This is a genomic window from Parapedobacter koreensis, from assembly GCF_900109365.1.
GTDB lineage: Bacteria > Bacteroidota > Bacteroidia > Sphingobacteriales > Sphingobacteriaceae > Parapedobacter > Parapedobacter koreensis.
Genome location: NZ_FNZR01000004.1, coordinates 78,572 through 95,924 on the forward strand (window position 1 = coordinate 78,572; position 17,353 = coordinate 95,924).

The following is a 17,353-nucleotide window of genomic DNA, read 5'->3' on the forward strand; positions in this document are numbered from 1 at the left end:
GTGCTTGCCGGCTTCGGGAGGCTATCCTATGGAATAATTAAAAATGAACTTAAATGAGAGCAAAAAAACAACGCATGCTGGCCTGTCTGTTCGCGTGTTGGGTGACGTTGGGATTTGCACAGCAAACGACCATCACGGGTAGCGTCTATGACGCAGAAGGGAATAGGCTACCGGGGGTGAGCGTGGCTGTGCGGGGAACCAATGTGAGTGCCTTGACCAATGCCGAGGGGCAATATGCCATTACAGCCCAAGCGGGACAGACCCTGGTCTTTACGTATATCGGCTTGCAGACCGAGGAGCGGGAGGTGGGGCAAAGTGCTACGATTGACGTAAACATGGTCACCTCGACCTCCAGCTTGGATGAGGTGGTGATCGTGGGCTACGGCACGCAAAGTAAGCGCCTGCTCACGGACAATGTAGCGAAACTAACGTCATCGGACATCGCTGAAATCCCGTCGCCGGGATTCCAGAATGCGCTATCGGGCAAGGCGGCAGGTGTACAGGTGATGCAGACCAATGGCAAGGTGGAAGGGGGCATCAACATCCGCGTACGGGGCGTGGCGAGCGTGGGTGCGGGCTCGGATCCGCTGTATGTATTGGATGGGATGCCGCTGATCAACCGTGACGAATCCAGCGATGCACCACAGAACCCATTGCTCACACTGAGCCCGAATGAAATTGAATCCATCGACATCCTGAAGGATGCCTCCGCCTCGGCCATCTACGGCTCAAGGGGCGCCAATGGCGTGGTGATCATCACCACCAAGCGGGGCAAACAGGGCCGGGCCAGCATCTCAGCCAACGTGTCGCACGGCATCAGCGAACCCACCCGCCTGCGCGACTGGCTGAATGCGGCGGAATACATGGAACTGCTCACGGAGGCGGCCATCAACAGCTACGGCGAGGAAGATGGCTTGGCAGAGGCGGAGTGGCTGTTTGACTACCTCTCGGATGGGGCGGATTGGCGGAATGGGCAATACCACAATACCGATTGGCAAAGCCTGGCCTTGGGGCAGGGCCATGTGAGCGATGCCGATCTATCGATATCAGGTGGAAATGAAAACACGACTTATTTCTTTTCCGGGGCGTACAACAATACGGGGGGTATCGTGAAGGGAAATGCCATGGATCGGATCAACTCCCGGGTGAATGTGACCCACCGGTTCAACGACCGTTTTTCGGCGGGAGCAAACCTGAGCTTTTCCAGGACCAACATCGACCGCATTGCCAATGACAATGCGTTTGTAACGCCCTTGCAGGCGATTGCGCAGCCGGCACTGAATGCGGCTTACCTGGATGATGGCGAGCCCAACCCGAATACGCTGTATGCCAATTTCTTGCTGCAGGATAGGCATGCGTTTTTTAATACCATCGTGCGGCGGGTAAATGGCAAGGCGTTTGCCGAATACCGCTTCTTGCCAAACCTGAAATTCAATACCGACTTTGGCTACGACTTGTATAACCAGACGGAAGACAGCTATACGGGCAGGTTGGCCCCTTTCCAATCGACCAACGGGGAGGGATTTGCCTCCAGCGTGGGCACGGAATCGTACATCACGAGCAACTACTTTACGTATGAGCAGACGTTTAATGACGTGCATGACGTAGATGTGGTGGCAGGTATGGAATACAACCATGCCCGGCGGCGGTTTCAAAGTGTCACGGGCATCGAATTTCCGTCGGATGATTTCCAGTCGATAGGCGGCGCGGCGCAGATTACGGCGGGCAGCAGCACGTTTACCTCGTATGCGTTTCTTTCGTACTTCGCACGGGCGAATTATTCGCTGATGGATAGGTACCTCTTCAAGGCGAGTATCCGGCGCGACGGCTCGTCGCGCTTCGGCAGGGACAACCGTTATGGTACGTTTGCCGCGGTATCGGCAGGCTGGGTGCTCTCGGAAGAGGATTTCCTGAGCGACTCGGACGTGCTGTCGTTCTTGAAAATACGGGGTAGCTGGGGCCAATCGGGCAATGCGGAGATCGGCGACTTCGCCTCGCTCGGCCTATTCGGCCCGGTAAGCTACCGACAGCGGGCGGGCATCTTCCCCACGCAGGCGGCCAATCCGTTCTTGACATGGGAGAGTGTGGAGCAGACGGACGTCGGCATCGACTATGGTTTTCTTGACAACCGGATTTCGGGGGAACTGGATTATTACATGAAACGCTCGGATGGGCTGCTGTTTGATGTGCCGCTGCCAGCGACCTCGGGATTCCCGACAGTGCTGCGTAATGTGGGGCTGTTGGAGAATAAGGGGGTGGAGTTTGTGCTCAACACCCGGAATATCCAAAAGGAGCGATTCACATGGAATACATCCCTGAACATTGCCTATAATAAGAATACGGTGAAGGAACTGCCCGATGGACAGGACGTCATCACCGGCCAGAACATTCTTCGTGAAGGGGAGCCCATTAATGCTTTTTACCTGCTGGAATATGCGGGGGTGGACGTGGATAACGGTGATGCGCTCTACTATGTAAACAGCTCGGATGCGGGAGGTGGGCAGAGCCGGGAAACTACCAATGATCCCAACGCGGCAAGCCGTGTGGTGATGGGTGCGCCGCTGCCCAACTGGATTGGCGGGTTGACCAGCAACTTGGTGTACCGCGATGTTGATTTCAGCTTTACCTTCCAGGGGGAATGGGGAGCAAGCATCTACAACGCGGGTGGGACGTACCAGTCTGCCAACGGCGACTACTACGACAACCAGACGCGCGACCAACTGCGGCGGTGGCAGCAGGCGGGTGACGTCACGGATGTGCCCCAGGCGCGCCTGTATGGGGCCAATGGTACGGCGCAATCTTCGCGCTACTTGGATGGTGCAAGTTTCATCAGACTGCGCAACCTGAACGTGGGCTATACGCTGCCCAACCGGATCACCCAACCAATGGGAATCAATCGGCTACGGGTATACTTCTCGGCATTCAACCTGCTGACCATTACGGATTATAAAGGATACGACCCCGAAGCGCGGAGTGATGCCAGCGCCACGGAAGCCAGTCGGGGGATAGATTTTTATTCGGCACCGGCGGCTGTGACCTATGCATTGGGCTTCAACTTTAATTTTTGACACATGAACAGGATGATCTATCGCTATAGCCTATTGGCCCTCTTGGTGGGGCTGTCGGCCTGTGAACGGAAACTGGATATCGACCCTGAGCAGTCCATTCCGTCGGAGCAGGCCCTATCTACCTCCCAGAATATCCAAAGCTTGCTGATTGGAACGTATAACCAGGCGGGATTGGACAACTTGTATGGTGGGTTTCTGCAGATGCTGGCGGATTTATACGGTTTCTCGGGCGAAGCTTCTTGGGTGGGAACCTTTACCCAGCCCCGGGAGGTGTACAACAAGCGGATACGGGTGGACAATTCGTTTGTAAGTGGCCACTGGATTGATGCCTATCAGGCAATCAATGCGACGAACTTGATTATCGACCACCTGGAGGTGGTGGATGAAGCGGAACGGGATAGGGTGGAAGGGGAAGCGAAATTTTTGCGGGCGCTGATGTATTTCGACTTGGTGCGGACTTTCGGGGCACCGTATGTAGCGGGCCAGTCCAACAACCAATTGGGGGTGCCGCTCAGTCTGGTGGGCATACTGGACTACGACGGCGACCTGGCCGTGCCACGCAATACCGTGGCCGAAGGGTATGCTCAAGTGCTGGCCGACTTGGACGATGCGTATAACTTGCTGCCGGAATCGAATGAATACTATGCCGACCGGTATTCGGCACGGGCGCTGGCGGCGCGGGTATACCTCCAGCAAGGGAATTACGAAGCGGCGCGGGATGCGGCAAACGACGTGATCCAAGGCAGCGGCCGGGTGCTTGCTCCGACGTATGGCGAAGCGTTCAACAACGATGCGAATTCGGTGGAAGACTTGTTTGCCTTCCAGGTGACCAACCAGAGCGGTACCAATGAATTGGTGGTGCACTATGCCAGCCAGGATTTAGGGGGGAGAGGGGGAGACATCGTGGTTGAACCGGCGTACCTGGATTTGTTCGATTCGGAGATGGACGATAGAAGCGACTTTTTTTATGAAAGCAGCCGTGGCTTGCTCTCGTCAAAGTACACCAACCAATTTGGGAACATCGCGCTCATCAGGCTGGCTGAAATGTACCTCATCCGTGCGGAGGGCAATGCGCGGCTGGGTACTGCTGTAGGGGCGACCCCCGTGGACGATATCAACGCGCTGCGCGGCCGTGCAAATGCCACCCTGAAAGCCTCGGTAACGTTAGATGACGTCTTGTTGGAACGGCAATTGGAGCTGGCCTTCGAGGGATTCTGGATACACGATATCAAGCGTACGCAGGGAACGATCGTCATCGTCGAAAGTGTGGGTGGCGAACCAACCGAGGTGCCCATTCCGTACAACGATAACCGCCTGACCTATCCGATACCGCAACGGGAAATCGATGCAAATCCATTGTTGGAACAAAATCCGGGATATGGAACGTAAATAATAGGATTTATTGATGATTTATGTAATTTATTGGTGTAAATCCAGCAGAAATGCTGGATTTTTTGTTTATAGTGGTTTATTTTCTGTGATTTTTGATGATTATGTTTGATATGTTGATATTATATTGTAGAATTAACATAAATATGATTAAATAAATTGTTTTTTATTTGAAAAAATTATATTTGTTTGCGATTTTTAATAAAAATTTCAAAAAAACACATGTATGATGGTAAAACTACGTAGTATGTTAGCGATTTTGCTGGTGTTTATGGGTTATGTTGGCCATGCTCAGCAAAAAACAATTACCGGGACAGTTTATGATGCCGAGAACCAGCCCCTTTCCGGGGCAAGTGTGGCAGTAAGGGGAACGAATGTGAATACACTGACCAATGAAGCTGGTCAGTACTCCATTGTGGCCGCGACGGGCCAGGTGCTGGTATTTTCTTATGTCGGGTTTCAGTCTGAGGAACGGACGGTGGATCAGTCGAATACCGTCAACGTGACGATGGCTGCTGCATTCTCCGATTTGGACGAAGTGGTGGTGGTCGGGTACGGTACGACAAGCCGGGCCTACCTCACTGGAAACGTGGCGTCGGTAAAAAGCGAGGACATTGCAAATGTGCCGGTGCCCAACTTTACCCAAGCATTGCAGGGCAGGATGTCTGGGGTATTCGTGGAATCGTCCAGTGGTAAGGTGGGAGAGGGGGTGAAGGTGCGTATCCGCGGTACGACTTCGGTGTCGGGTGGCAACTCACCGCTATATGTCATCGACGGTATCCCGATGACGACCTCAGGCACATTGGGATACAGCAACCCGCTGACTGATATTAATCCGAATGATATCGAAACCTTTGAGGTACTGAAGGACGCTTCGGCTGCGGCTATCTATGGTGCGCGGGGTGCAAATGGTGTGGTGCTGATCACGACAAAATCGGGCGCGGCAGGCCGGACGAAAATCAATGCAAGCTTTCAGCGTGGTTACAGTGATCCAACACGGCTGAAGGAATGGCTGAATGCGGAAGAATATGTAGAACTGTTTTTGGAAGCCGGAGAGAACGTGGATGACCGGGAATTTGTGGAAAATCGGCTGAATCAATATTCGGGACATAGCGACTGGCGAACGGGAGAAACGGACACCGATTGGCAAGATCAGGCGTTTAACTCCGATGCGGGGATGCATATCGTGAACTTATCGGCCACAGGCGGCAATGAAAAGACCCAATTTTATTTTGGGGGTACGCTGGACAAAACAAAGGGCATCCTCATCCGCAATGACCTCGAGAAAATATCGGGGCGGCTCAACCTGACGCATCATGCCTCTGATTACTTCACGCTGGGCGCCAATTTTGCCCTCACCCGCATCGAGACCAACCGGCTGCCGGGGGATAATGCATTCAGCAACCCCATCCAGTTGGTAGCGCTGGCGCCCATCACGCCGGTACGTGATCTGAATGGCGAACTGTATGACCGCCCCACGACAACGTATTACAACAATTTGGTAGACTCGGAAAATGCGCAGTGGGGCATCACCTCGTTCCGCAATATTTCCAATGCATTTGGGGAACTGAAATTGAGCAAAAATTTCAAGCTGCGCAGCGAGTTCGGGATTGACCTCCTGACACAAAACCAGGAACAATTTTTTGGTTCGCGCACCCAGTCGGGTGAATCCACGGATGGCTATGCAGCGTCTGCTTGGACAAGGATCTTCAACTATACAACCAATAATTACCTAACGTATAACACCGTAGTGAATGATGTGCACTACATTGAAGCGGTTGGCGGGATGTCTTTCCAAAAATCTGCCATCAATTACACCAATGTGACCGGTGAGCAGTTCCCAACGGATGATCTCCGTACCATCGCTTCTGCGGCAGACATTACAGGTGGATCGTCGACGTTGAATGACTTCTCGTTTTTGTCTTATTTTGCACGTGCCAACTACCGCTTTGCGGATAAATATTTGTTTACGCTGAGCGGCCGTTTCGATGGTTCGTCGCGTTTTGGGCAAAACAATAAATACGGCTTCTTCCCGGCAGCTTCTGCGGGCTGGATTGTTTCCGGGGAGGACTTTTTTGAAAATAACGTGATGAATTTCCTGAAGCTGAAAGCCAGCTATGGCCTCACCGGGAATGCAGAAATTGGCAATTACGATTCCTTTGGTCTATATGGGGCGACATCGTATGGCCAGGAGGCTGGATTGAGCCCTTCGCAAATACCTAACCCGGACTTGGAATGGGAAAAGACGGCGCAGTTTGACGCGGGGATTGAGTTTGGCTTTTTCAATAACCGCTTGAGCGGTGAAGTGGATTACTACCATAAAGCCACCACGGACTTGCTGCTCAATGTGCCGGTACCGTCTACCTCTGGCTACCTGGAGCAGACACAGAATATCGGTGAAATGAGCAATAAGGGGGTGGAAGTGACACTCAATGGGGCCATCGTCCAAACGGATGGTTTCCAGTGGAACAGCTCCATCAATTTTGCCCGCAACGTCAATAGGGTAGAGGCGCTGGGCGGCGGCGATATCCTCACGCCAAACTCACGATTTCTTAATTCTGTCATCGTAGGCCAGCCAATTGGTGTGTTTTACGGTGCAGCTTATGTAGGCGCGGATCCAGCGAATGGCGATGCACTCTGGTATGCCGACGAGGCACGGACCACCACAACCAACGACCATAACGCGGCGGCGCGCGTGGTGCTGGGCAACCCCAATCCGGATTGGATAGCGGGCTTCAACAATTCATTTGCTTATAAAGGTATTGATCTGAGCTTTTTGTTTCAATCGGTGTATGGCAACCAGATCTATGAGGGCGGTGGCGGATATTATGCTGCGGCGGGTGACTGGTTCGACAACCAGAGCCGTGACCAGCTGCGGCGCTGGCAAAATCCGAATGACATCACAGATGTACCCCAAGCGCGGCTGGGCGAAGGGAACGGAACGCAGGCTTCCAGCCGCTACATGTCTGATGGAAGCTACCTCCGCTTGAAAACGCTGACAATTGGCTATAACTTCCCCACGGCATGGCTGCAACGACTGAAAGTGAGCTCGGCACGGGTATTCCTCGTAGGCCAAAACTTGCTCACGTTTACGGATTATAAAGGCTGGGATCCGGAGGTGAATACCGACTATTTGGGTGCTGACAACCAAAGCACCAACTTGTATCAGGGAAATGACTTCTATTCTGCCCCGCAGGCGCGGACGTTTTCATTTGGTGTAAATATTGGCTTTTAAGGACTTATCAGTTATGAAGAAGATTTGTATATTCCTATATAGTATCGCGGGCTTGGTGGTTTCATCGTGCAACGACCAGCTAGAATTGCGACCGTATCAAAGTATCGACAATGAACTGGCGCTTACCAGCGATGCGAATATCAAAAAGGTGTTGTCTGGCGCGTATGACGAACTGAGTTCCTACCAACTCTATGGGGGCAACATCATGCTGCTCTCGGAAATGCTCTCCGCAAACCGGGAAATTCGTTGGCAGGGTACGTATAATCAACCGGATGAGGTGTACAGCAAGACCATCTTTGTCAATAATACGTATACTACGGGCATCTGGACACAGGCGTATAAGGTGATCAATAGTTGCAACAACATCTTAAGTGCCATTGACGTGGTGGACGAGGGTGATAGGGACAGGGTGCAGGGCGAGGCGCTGTTTCTCCGTGGTGCGCTCTATTTTGAATTGGTGAAGTTTTACGGCTTGCCGTATGCGGCTGGCAGCACGACGACCAATCTCGGTGTACCCATTGTGCTGACACCCACGACGGAAATTACTGAAGAACATAACCTGACGCGGGCTACCGTGGAGGCGGTATACCAACAGGCGCTGGCTGACTTGACTGCTGCCGAGGGCCTGTTGCCTACGAGCAACGGCTTCTACGCAACGCGTATTGCGGCGTCTGCAATGCTGTCCCGTGTTTATCTCCAAATGGAAGACTTTGCCAATGCGCGTGATGCCGCCAATCGGGCCATACAGGTTGCCGAGGAGGAGGGCATGCAACTGGTGGGCAACTATGCGAATGCCTTCAATAATACGGAGAATACATCCGAAGATATTTTTGCCATGCAGGTAAGTGCACAGGATGGCGACAATTACATGCACATGTTTTATTCGGTGCCCGACTACGGGGGCCGTGATGGGGATATCGTGGTCTTGCCGGCTCATTTGGCACTTTATGAGGCAGGTGATGCCCGGCGCGGCTTGTTTTATCTGTATGGTGATGAAAGCCGCGTAGGGAAATGGCGCGACCAATACCGCAACGTGAAAGTCATCCGGCTGGCGGAACTGTACCTGACCCGTGCGGAGGCGAACTTCCGGCTGGGTACCGCCGTGGGCGATACACCGCTGGGCGACCTGACCCGTATCCGCAGTCGTGTGAATCTGGAAACCGAGGCGGGGGATGTGACGCTGGCATTCATCCTGCGTGAACGTAAATTGGAACTGGCGCACGAAGGCCATACCATCCACGATGTGAAACGGACGAGGGGCTCTATTTTGGACAGCCCGGCGGGCAGTACCACCGTATTCGAATTTGATTCGCCGCGGATGGTCTTCCCCATACCGCAACGCGAAATGGATGCTAATGAGAATCTAGTGCAGAATCCCGGCTACGGGCAGTAGTAGGTTGCTCAGGTAATATGCGAAAGTAAGGCCTCCTTTCGATACTTAGTTTACGGAAGGTGGCCTTATCTTTTTAGAAGAAATGTGGCGAATTTATTGAAAATCACGTCTTAGTCGTACATTCTGAGATTAACCCGCTCGAAAAATGAAAAAATTAGCCCTATTATTGTTCATCGGATTGAGCCTTTTTATCGGTTCATGTAAAAAACGTGAGATCATTGTTGATAGACATATCATTGGCAAATGGAGGCTGGTAAGCATTGAACGCAAATCGTATGTCGATGGGAAGGCAACTGACGGTGGATACAGGGGTAGCTCGGTAGTTTATCGCTTTGAAGACAGTTTGCTAACTATCAGTGGCAACGAGGAAACGTATATCGGTATACCTAATGGGCAATACCCGTATGCTATTTGGCCGACGTCATCGCCCGAGGAATACGGGTACATGCTGGAAGTGAATGGCAATCAATATAAGTTTACCATTTCAAGAAGGGATCTTTTTCTTGATTATTATCCACCCAGCGGGCCGACCGGCCCTTTTCCTGCGCATACTTTTGCCTTGTATTTTGAGCGGGAATAAGTTTAAGCATAGTTAATTTTTGATTAATTACGGTGTTTTTGGTTTTTGATTGATTTTCATATTAAGAAATAAAAATGGGTGGTTGAAAACGCTCCGAAGTCGTTTTGGCAACTCTCCGAAGCGTTTTGGCGAAGCGACTTCGGTGAAAATTATTTTCACCCCCGGTGAGTTTCAAGTTTCGGCCCGTTATTTTTGCTCCATAAGCGAACGGATCTGAACGGCATCGTTTTCTGGGGCTGAAAGAGGCGCTGTGGGCGCTTTAAATTTTCCATGGTAAAAACTTCCAACGGAAAAAAGAAAGCAATAGAAGCGATATGTTTATTTTATTTCTTTATATGAAATTCATGTTTCTCATCACAAACTTCATTAACCTAAATTTTCCAATCTCAATCCAACAATTTGCGCCTTCGGCTGTCATTCTGAAAGAAATGCATGTAACGAAAGCAATACACGTATGGAACGTAGAAAGTTTGTAAGCCAGCTATCGCTGATGGGTATCGGTGGAATGGCGTTTGCTGGACTATCCAGCATTGGCGGCTGCGGATCGCCAAGCAACCAACAAGCGGAAGAACACACGGATGAGCAACAGGCTGAACGGAAGCTGGGTATCGCCCTTGTGGGACTGGGTGGATATGCTGGCGGGCAGCTCGCGCCGGCCTTGCAGGAAACTGACCATTGCTACCTGGCGGGTATTGTGACCGGCACGCCCAGCAAAATTGATAAGTGGCGGCGCGACTATGACATTCCCGAAGGGAACGTGTACAACTATGAAAATTTTGACACGATAGCCGATAATCCGGATATCGACATTGTATATGTGGTATTGCCAAATGCGATGCATACGGAATATACCATACGTGCGCTGCAAGCGGGTAAACACGTCATCTGCGAAAAACCCATGGCAGTGACCGTGGAAGATTGCGACCGGATGATTGCCGCGGCAAAGGAGGCGGGTAAGCTGCTCTCCATCGGCTATCGGCTGCATTTTGAGCCGCATAATATCGAGATGATGCGCTTTGGCCAAGAAAAGCGGATGGGAGCGATCAAGCACATCATCGCCGATAACGGCATGGGCAGCACCGAGGGCTGGCGACTGGATAAGGCCCTCGCTGGTGGCGGCCCCTTGATGGACGTGGGTATCTACTGCGTGCAGGCGGCGCGGTATACACTGGGAACCGAGCCGGTTGCCGTGACGGCTAAGGAAGGCCCGAAAACGGATCCGGAAATGTTTAAGGAGGTGGAGGAATCGCTGACCTGGGAAATGGAATTCCCGGATGGCGTGACGGCGGTATGTAAATCCAGCTATTCGGAAAACATGAACCTGCTGCGGGCAGAAGCTGAACATGGCTGGGCGAAGCTGGAACCGGCATTCCCGTATTCGGGGATACAGGGTGAAACCTCCGACGGTGAAATGGACTGTGAGGGCGTAAACCAGCAGGCGATCCAAATGGATGATTTTGCGAAAGCCATCAAAGAAAACCGGCCAACGCCCGTACCCGGTGAAATGGGGCGGCAGGATGTGAAAATACTGCAGGCGATCTACCAAGCCATGGAAAGTGGTGAACGGGTGGTCGTGTAAAAGTACCGCTCCTGTTGCGGCGCGCAACAAAAATTCCTATGTTTGCCTACTGTTTGTAATTAATCTAAATAATGCAAGCAGGTTGGCTATGTACAGTACATTATATTTATTGGTTGTCATCGCGTTTTACCTGCGCTATAACCGTTCGCAGCGGAGCCGGCTCAGTGGCAAGCCTGCGTATTTAAAGACCTTGGAGCAACGCAGGGGCGTTTCTGATGGATTGAGCATGGTATTGATGGCTGCGGCATTGACCGGTTTGATGGGATTGCTGGGTGTGGGCTCCGGAGCCTTCAGCTTTGTGGTGGTCTTGATGAGCGTGGGCTGCCTTGTCGTGGTGCTGGCCCCCTTCCGCTATTTAAGGCTCACGCACTTGTGCTTGCTATACATCACGGCTGCGGCTTTTGAACTCTTGCTTTTCTAAATCATGCCTGCTAATAAGAAATATTTGACAAAATCGCCCTTGCAGCGCTGGCTAAAGATAACCGCTGGCTTTTTCGGCGGCTACGCGGTGGTGATTTCCTTGTCGTTGTTTTTCGCTTCGTTTGTGGAGCGGCAGTACGTGCTCGTGACAGGCACGGTGCTGGGCTATGTCCTTTGGGCGGTATTGCTGCTACTGGCATTCTTGGCTAAATCGGGATGGAAAATCTGGCTGATATATCTATCGTTGGCAGTGCTTTTTGCCTTGCCTTATTTGCTTACTGCATGATTTTTCCGACGGCATGAACAACAGGAATTATAATACCTACTTTCATACACATACCATCTCCGGCATCATCATCTGCATGGTGCTGTATGTGATTTTTTTCGCGGGATCGTTTTCGTTTTTTAAGGCGGAAATCGCGGCTTGGCAGCAGGGGGAATCCTTCGACACACATGGGCAGGCGGGGTTTCCTTATGCTTATGTATTGGATTCGCTTGATAAGCAGCACGACCTGCGGGGCAGGGAACTGTACCTGTATTTCTACCCCAATTCGCTGAATACCTATGTATACATGGGGCCATCGCTGGACACGCTGCGTAATAAGCAGGCTGGCGAAAGTACTTATTTTTATTACAATCTTGCCGATAAACAGGGCCGAAGCTACGAGGATGCGTATGACTTGGGGGAGTTTCTCTACCGGCTACACTTCTTGGCGCAGCTCAACTATGTGCCCATACCGGTGGGCTACCCATTTGGTTATGTATTGGCCGGGCTGGTGTCTTTCTTATTTCTGTTTGCATTGATTACGGGCTTGCTGCTGCACTGGGACAAAATTGTGTCTAATTTTTTCCTTTTCAGACCATGGACGAAGTTGAAAACCTTGTGGACGGATCTGCATACCGTGCTGGGTGTCATCGGCTTCCCCTACCAGCTTGTCTATGCCATTACGGGGATTATCCTGATTGTAAATACGGTATACACGGCTCCCATTGCCCACCTGCTATATGGGGGTGATGAAGAGAAGGTATACCAGGACTTGGGCTTTGAAGTGGCCGTGGATGCTGAATTTGCGAATAAGCCGGCAGCGGCGCTACCGGATATCCAGCGCCTCATCGAGCAAACGCAACGGGAATGGACGGGGGCTGCGCTGAGGCGCATGACCATCAAACACTATGGCGATGAACATATGCAGCTTGTGCTCCAGGTGGAGGCTGATCCGAGTCGTAGTTTTTCGGGTGCGGGCTATGTGGTGTATGATGTGCATGGGAAAGTGGTCAAACAGCAATCGCCCATCGGTGAAACAACCTATGCAGATGTGATGAGAAGCGTGGTCTATCGGCTGCATTATGGCGACTATGGGGGGCTGTTCCTGAAAATCGCCTATTTTATCCTCGGCATCATGGGGTGCCTCATCATCGTCTCCGGAATCGTCATTTGGCTGGTCGCCCGTGACAAAAATAATATCCCCCTCCATAAGCGGCGCTTCAACTTTTGGCTGGCAAATATCTTCCTTGCGGTATGCCTCTCCATGTTTCCGGTGACGGCATTCACGTTTGTGGTGGTGAAGGCCAGTGCGGTGGTAAACGAAATGCTCATCTACCAAACGTACTTTTACAGCTGGCTTGTGCTATCGGTATATTACGTCATCCGCCACGACCTTGGCCGGACGAACCGCGAGACACTACTGCTGGGTGCTGTATTGTCCGTGCTAGTACCACTGGCCAACGGTTTGTACGCTGGCAATTGGCCTTGGCTCACCTGGGCCGCCGGGGAGGTGGATATCTTCTTCTTAGACATGTTTTGGATGGTGCTGGCTATCGTGACGTTTGTAGGGTATGGGAAGGTGAAGGGGCGTGGTGTTTGAAACGAAGGTTTTGTTTATGCATAAGCCTATGCGGGGCATTCTTTCGCGAGTTGCGCAATGCTTTCTTTGCGTTTGCCCGCGGGGCTTTCCGTCGCTGCCGCGACAGGGCTTGGTACTTTTGACCGCAAAAGTACCCAAAACTCGCCGCTATGCCCAGCTGCTACAGCGGATAGTGCCTCAACGTGCAAACCGCAGCTGACCAAGGCGGCATTTTAGGTATACGGAGGGTTGCTGCTGAAAGCCGTGCGGGAATAAATTCGTGGCCGGTGCGGCCAGCCGAAGCGCTTTGGTTACTTTGGCGCGACAAAGTAACATGCCCGCACGATCTCCACGTGCATAAACAAAATGCGGGCTCTTTTGTTTTCTACCAAAAAACGACGAACGATGAGAGCAATCTGGACAGGTGCCATCGGATTTGGATTGGTGAATATTCCCGTGAAATTATTCAGCGCGACTACGGATAGCCGACCGGATTTTGATATGCTGGATCGGAAGGATCTTGCACGTATACGGTACAAACGGGTAAACGAGCGGACGGGCAAAGAGGTAGACTGGGATAACATCGTGCGTGGCTACCTGCTGAAAGACAACTACATCGTGCTGGATGAAGCCGACTTTGAGGAGGCCAGCCCGGAAAAGACAAAAATGATAAACCTACAGGTGTTCGTGAAAGAGGCTGATATTGAAAGTGTTTACTTTGAAGCGCCCTATTACCTCCAACCGCAAAAGGGCGGTGAAAAGGCCTATATACTGTTGCTGAAGGCGCTGGAAAAAACCCGAATGGCGGGCTTGTCTACGTTTGTCTTGCGCAATACCGAAAACCTGGCCATCGTCCGGCCCTATGAAAACCTATTGATGCTCAATAAACTCCGGTTTCAGGAGGAAGTGCGGGATGCGGGCGAGCTCAACGTCCCGTCAGGCACCAAAATTGCCAAGCCGGAAATGGACATGGCGGTGCAGCTGATCAAAAGGCACTCCGGGGAATTTAATATCGACGACTATAAGGATGAATACAGCAAGGAATTGATGAAAATTATCCGCGCAAAGGCAAAGGGCAAACGACCGGCTATGCGGAAGATCAAAGTGAAACGCGCTCAATCGGATGATTTGCTGGAACAGCTGCGGGCAAGCTTGGGATAGCTATAGCATGGCGTGGGCCTTGAACCAGTGGATGGCATCGTCGATACCTGCATCAATGGGCCGGAAAACAACCCCTAATTCCTGCTGGGCCTTGCTATTGGAATAATAGTTGCAGATACAGAGGATTTTCATGTTGACGGATGAAAGGGCCGTCCGAATGCCCAGGGTACGCAGGGCATCGCCGAGGTAGCCTGCAGCCCGTAAAACCGGCCGGGGTACAGCCACCAGCAATGGCTGGCTGGGGGAATGGCTGGCCAGCTTCTTGAAAAAATCGCGGTAGCTCAGGTTTTCTCCGGCAAGGAGGTAGGCTGCGCCGTTTTCGCCGCGTTCGAGCGCCCGGATCACACCTTCGGCAGCGTCTGCGACATGGACGAAGTTTTTGCCGCCGGGGGGATGAAAGACCACCTTCTTGCCATAGCCCATCTGGATAATGGCACCTGAACTGGGCTTGCCGTCATAAGCACCTATCATGAAGGTGGGATTGACGACGGTGACCGCTATGCGGTCTTTGGCGGCAAGTATGAGCCGTTCGCCTTCGGCTTTGCTCCGGGCATACCACGCCTCGCTGAACGGGGCCTTCATGGGCCGGGTTTCGTCGCCTAATTGCTGCAAGCTGCCATAGCCAAACGTATTGGCCGTGCTGACGTAAACGATTTTCTTCACACCGTGCGCAAGTGCAGCTTGTATGACCTGCTCGGTACCCATGACATTGATGCGATGGTAGTCTTCATAGTGCAACAGGCCCATGTCTGTGGTGGCTGCGCTATGGATGATGTAATCGCAACCGCCTACGGCCCGTGCGAGGGACGCCGCATCGGTAATGTCGCCAATGGCCAGCGCTAAACCGTCTTGAGGTGGCAGCAAAAATTTTTTGGTATCGCGGATAAGGCCTCTCACGCGGTAGCCACGTGCCAAAAGCGCTAAGATCGTATTGGTAGCCAGCAGGCCGTTTGCTCCGGTGACCAGTACGTTCATGCGCGGTTGATTTCTTTCCTGATGGCGTTGGTGAGCAAAGGAAGCCGGATGTAGACGGGCAGGAATTTCATCACCATCCAAGTAAGCCGATTTACCCAATTGAGCATGATCAGCGAATCGCGCTTGAACAGCTGCCGGATAGATATACCGGCTACTTCCTCGGGCGAAAGCAGCCCCATGGTGGCGAAAAAGCCCTGCTGCTGGAGCCGTGCAGAAGAATCGGCATTGGTCATCATCGGGCCGGGATTGACCAAGCTGAAAAACACGTTGCTATCGGCAAACTCTTGGTATAGCCCGCGGGTGAGGCTATAGACAAAGGCCTTGGAAGCGGGATAGACGGTCTTGTAGCCAATGGGGCTATACGCAGCCACGCTGCCCACGTTGAGCACGTAGGCCTTGTCGCGCTTCATCAGGTTGGGCAAGAGCTGGTGGGTGAGCAGTGCTGTAGCTTTGACATTGAGCTGGATAATCCGATCGAGGTAATCGATGCTGACATCCTGAAAGCGCTGTGTGCCGCCGCAACCGGCGTTGTTGATGATGATGCTTAAGAGAAACTTTTCATTCACCCAGGCGGCCAGGGCGATGATGTTTTCCTTTTGTGTGAGATCGGTCTCATAACAATGGGCTTCTTGTCCCAACGCTTCTACTTGTGACGCCACGAAATCGAGGCCTTCACCCGGTAGGCTGACCAGTATGGTGCTGATCTGCCTGCGGGCCAATTCCAATGCGAAGGCTTTCCCTAAGCCCTGGCTAGCTCCAGTGATTAATGCATAGGTTTTACTCATCGCCTGTAAAATTACAACAGGATTTGATTGGTCGTGCGGGATAGCCGAAATAATTTCGTTAAATTTTGTTAATCGTATCGCTTACCGTACAGGCGGCTCCCTGAAGAAGGGATCAAATAGGCTATCAATCTGGAAAATCCGGACGCCCGCGGCCTTTAATGCGCCGGCTGCGGCCTTGCCCGCGCTCAGCGGGTCATGCTGCCGTGGCGATGCGTTGATAACGCCAATCACCCGAATGCCATGTTGCGTGGCCCACTCAACATCAGCTGCACGGATGGTGCCTGAAAAGAGGTAATAATGTGCCGGGGAGTAGCCAGGACGTTTCCTATTGGCCTCCAATTGCTGCCGTGTGCAGCTCAGCGCTATTTTGCCACGGTAATAGTCGGTGGATTCGTCCGTGCCGATCAGGAGGGCGTCGGAAAGCTGATCGTAGCGGGAAAGCAGCTGAATGAGCCTGCCGTGCAGCAGCGTGTCATTGCCGGGAACCTTGAGGTCTATCATCACTTTTATCCGGTTTTGGGCAGCAGCCAACACTTCTTCCAGGGTGTGCACGCGATTGCCCAGCGAACCTTCCAATGCCTTCATCGCTGGCCACGCCAGTTCGGAAACAGGCGTATCGATACCGTAATAGCGGAGAAAATTGCGGTCGTGATGAATGATGAAAACGCTGTCTTTACTCATCCGTACGTCGATTTCTATGCGGTCATAACCCCGAGCGATGGCTTTTTCCAGTGCTTGAAGGCTGTTTTCTGCCGTAGCACTGTCTACCACGCCGCCGCGGTGGGCAATGAGCTGGAAATTGGCTGCGATTTTGTCGCTTTGGGCATGCAATTGGAGCCCGGTGATCAGGGATACTATGCCGCATAAACATGCGTAAATTGGTTTTGTCATGGTGGATGGGTTTTAAAAACGGAGCACCTGCCC

Annotated in this window: 13 protein-coding genes; 10 read left to right on the plus strand and 3 right to left on the minus strand. The window is 52.2% G+C overall.

Annotation, left to right across the window (positions count from 1 at the left end):
* The first annotated feature begins 53 nt into the window (after positions 1 to 53).
* The 10 genes from BMW65_RS11625 (at position 54) to ku (ending at position 14,669) form a co-directional block, all read left to right on the plus strand.
* On the plus strand, positions 54 to 3,068 hold the full coding sequence (locus BMW65_RS11625; RefSeq protein WP_090605575.1) for a SusC/RagA family TonB-linked outer membrane protein: 3,015 nt from the start codon (positions 54 to 56) through the stop codon (positions 3,066 to 3,068).
* Positions 3,069 to 3,071: 3 nt separating this feature from the next.
* The gene (locus tag BMW65_RS11630) at positions 3,072 to 4,457 is read left to right on the plus strand and encodes a RagB/SusD family nutrient uptake outer membrane protein (protein ID WP_218145395.1); all 1,386 of its coding nucleotides are present in this window, start codon (positions 3,072 to 3,074) and stop codon (positions 4,455 to 4,457) included.
* A 247-nt stretch (positions 4,458 to 4,704) separates the two neighbouring features.
* Entirely contained in the window at positions 4,705 to 7,692 is a 2,988-nt protein-coding gene (locus BMW65_RS11635; protein ID WP_218145396.1) for a SusC/RagA family TonB-linked outer membrane protein, read from the plus strand.
* Between the two features lie 13 nt (positions 7,693 to 7,705).
* Positions 7,706 to 9,085 carry a RagB/SusD family nutrient uptake outer membrane protein gene (locus BMW65_RS11640; RefSeq protein ID WP_090605580.1) on the plus strand — a complete coding sequence of 460 codons (1,380 nt, stop codon included), beginning with the start codon at positions 7,706 to 7,708 and terminating at the stop codon, positions 9,083 to 9,085.
* Between the two features lie 145 nt (positions 9,086 to 9,230).
* The gene (locus tag BMW65_RS11645) at positions 9,231 to 9,665 is read left to right on the plus strand and encodes a hypothetical protein (RefSeq protein ID WP_090605582.1); all 435 of its coding nucleotides are present in this window, start codon (positions 9,231 to 9,233) and stop codon (positions 9,663 to 9,665) included.
* A 454-nt stretch (positions 9,666 to 10,119) separates the two neighbouring features.
* Positions 10,120 to 11,244, plus strand: coding sequence for a Gfo/Idh/MocA family protein (locus BMW65_RS11650; RefSeq protein WP_090605584.1), 1,125 nt, complete (start codon positions 10,120 to 10,122; stop codon positions 11,242 to 11,244).
* Between the two features lie 88 nt (positions 11,245 to 11,332).
* Complete coding sequence (locus BMW65_RS11655) at positions 11,333 to 11,665, plus strand: hypothetical protein (RefSeq protein WP_090605586.1); 333 nt, start codon at positions 11,333 to 11,335, stop codon at positions 11,663 to 11,665.
* Positions 11,666 to 11,668: 3 nt separating this feature from the next.
* Complete coding sequence (locus tag BMW65_RS11660; RefSeq protein ID WP_090605588.1) at positions 11,669 to 11,950, plus strand: hypothetical protein; 282 nt, start codon at positions 11,669 to 11,671, stop codon at positions 11,948 to 11,950.
* A gap of 13 nt (positions 11,951 to 11,963) precedes the next feature.
* Positions 11,964 to 13,529: a PepSY-associated TM helix domain-containing protein gene (locus BMW65_RS11665; RefSeq protein WP_090605590.1), complete on the plus strand. Its 1,566-nt coding sequence runs from the start codon at positions 11,964 to 11,966 to the stop codon at positions 13,527 to 13,529.
* Between the two features lie 384 nt (positions 13,530 to 13,913).
* Positions 13,914 to 14,669 carry a non-homologous end joining protein Ku gene (gene ku, locus BMW65_RS11670; RefSeq protein ID WP_090605592.1) on the plus strand — a complete coding sequence of 252 codons (756 nt, stop codon included), beginning with the start codon at positions 13,914 to 13,916 and terminating at the stop codon, positions 14,667 to 14,669.
* Here the strand turns inward: ku and BMW65_RS11675 are convergent, their stop codons facing one another.
* From BMW65_RS11675 to BMW65_RS11685, 3 genes are all read right to left on the minus strand, one after another.
* Entirely contained in the window at positions 14,670 to 15,644 is a 975-nt protein-coding gene (locus tag BMW65_RS11675) for an NAD-dependent epimerase/dehydratase family protein (RefSeq protein WP_090605593.1), read from the minus strand. It lies immediately after the preceding gene.
* Positions 15,641 to 16,429: an SDR family NAD(P)-dependent oxidoreductase gene (locus tag BMW65_RS11680; RefSeq protein ID WP_090605594.1), complete on the minus strand. Its 789-nt coding sequence runs from the start codon at positions 16,427 to 16,429 to the stop codon at positions 15,641 to 15,643. The genes BMW65_RS11675 and BMW65_RS11680 overlap by 4 nt, the downstream gene beginning before the upstream one ends.
* Positions 16,430 to 16,510: 81 nt before the next feature.
* Positions 16,511 to 17,320 carry a glycerophosphodiester phosphodiesterase gene (locus BMW65_RS11685; protein WP_090605596.1) on the minus strand — a complete coding sequence of 270 codons (810 nt, stop codon included), beginning with the start codon at positions 17,318 to 17,320 and terminating at the stop codon, positions 16,511 to 16,513.
* Between the last annotated feature and the right edge of the window lie 33 nt (positions 17,321 to 17,353).

Excerpts from the sequence above, each read along its gene's own strand:
- BMW65_RS11655 (WP_090605586.1), top strand. The coding sequence starts at position 11,333 with ATGTACAGTACATTATATTTATTGGTTGTCATCGCGTTTTACCTGCGC.
- BMW65_RS11650 (WP_090605584.1), top strand. The coding sequence starts at position 10,120 with ATGGAACGTAGAAAGTTTGTAAGCCAGCTATCGCTGATGGGTATCGGT.
- BMW65_RS11685 (WP_090605596.1), bottom strand. The coding sequence starts at position 17,320 with ATGACAAAACCAATTTACGCATGTTTATGCGGCATAGTATCCCTGATC.
- BMW65_RS11645 (WP_090605582.1), top strand. The coding sequence starts at position 9,231 with ATGAAAAAATTAGCCCTATTATTGTTCATCGGATTGAGCCTTTTTATC.
- BMW65_RS11675 (WP_090605593.1), bottom strand. The coding sequence starts at position 15,644 with ATGAACGTACTGGTCACCGGAGCAAACGGCCTGCTGGCTACCAATACG.
- BMW65_RS11630 (WP_218145395.1), top strand. The coding sequence starts at position 3,072 with ATGAACAGGATGATCTATCGCTATAGCCTATTGGCCCTCTTGGTGGGG.
- BMW65_RS11665 (WP_090605590.1), top strand. The coding sequence starts at position 11,964 with ATGAACAACAGGAATTATAATACCTACTTTCATACACATACCATCTCC.
- BMW65_RS11625 (WP_090605575.1), top strand. The coding sequence starts at position 54 with ATGAGAGCAAAAAAACAACGCATGCTGGCCTGTCTGTTCGCGTGTTGG.
- BMW65_RS11635 (WP_218145396.1), top strand. The coding sequence starts at position 4,705 with ATGTTAGCGATTTTGCTGGTGTTTATGGGTTATGTTGGCCATGCTCAG.
- BMW65_RS11680 (WP_090605594.1), bottom strand. The coding sequence starts at position 16,429 with ATGAGTAAAACCTATGCATTAATCACTGGAGCTAGCCAGGGCTTAGGG.
- ku (WP_090605592.1), top strand. The coding sequence starts at position 13,914 with ATGAGAGCAATCTGGACAGGTGCCATCGGATTTGGATTGGTGAATATT.
- BMW65_RS11660 (WP_090605588.1), top strand. The coding sequence starts at position 11,669 with ATGCCTGCTAATAAGAAATATTTGACAAAATCGCCCTTGCAGCGCTGG.
- BMW65_RS11640 (WP_090605580.1), top strand. The coding sequence starts at position 7,706 with ATGAAGAAGATTTGTATATTCCTATATAGTATCGCGGGCTTGGTGGTT.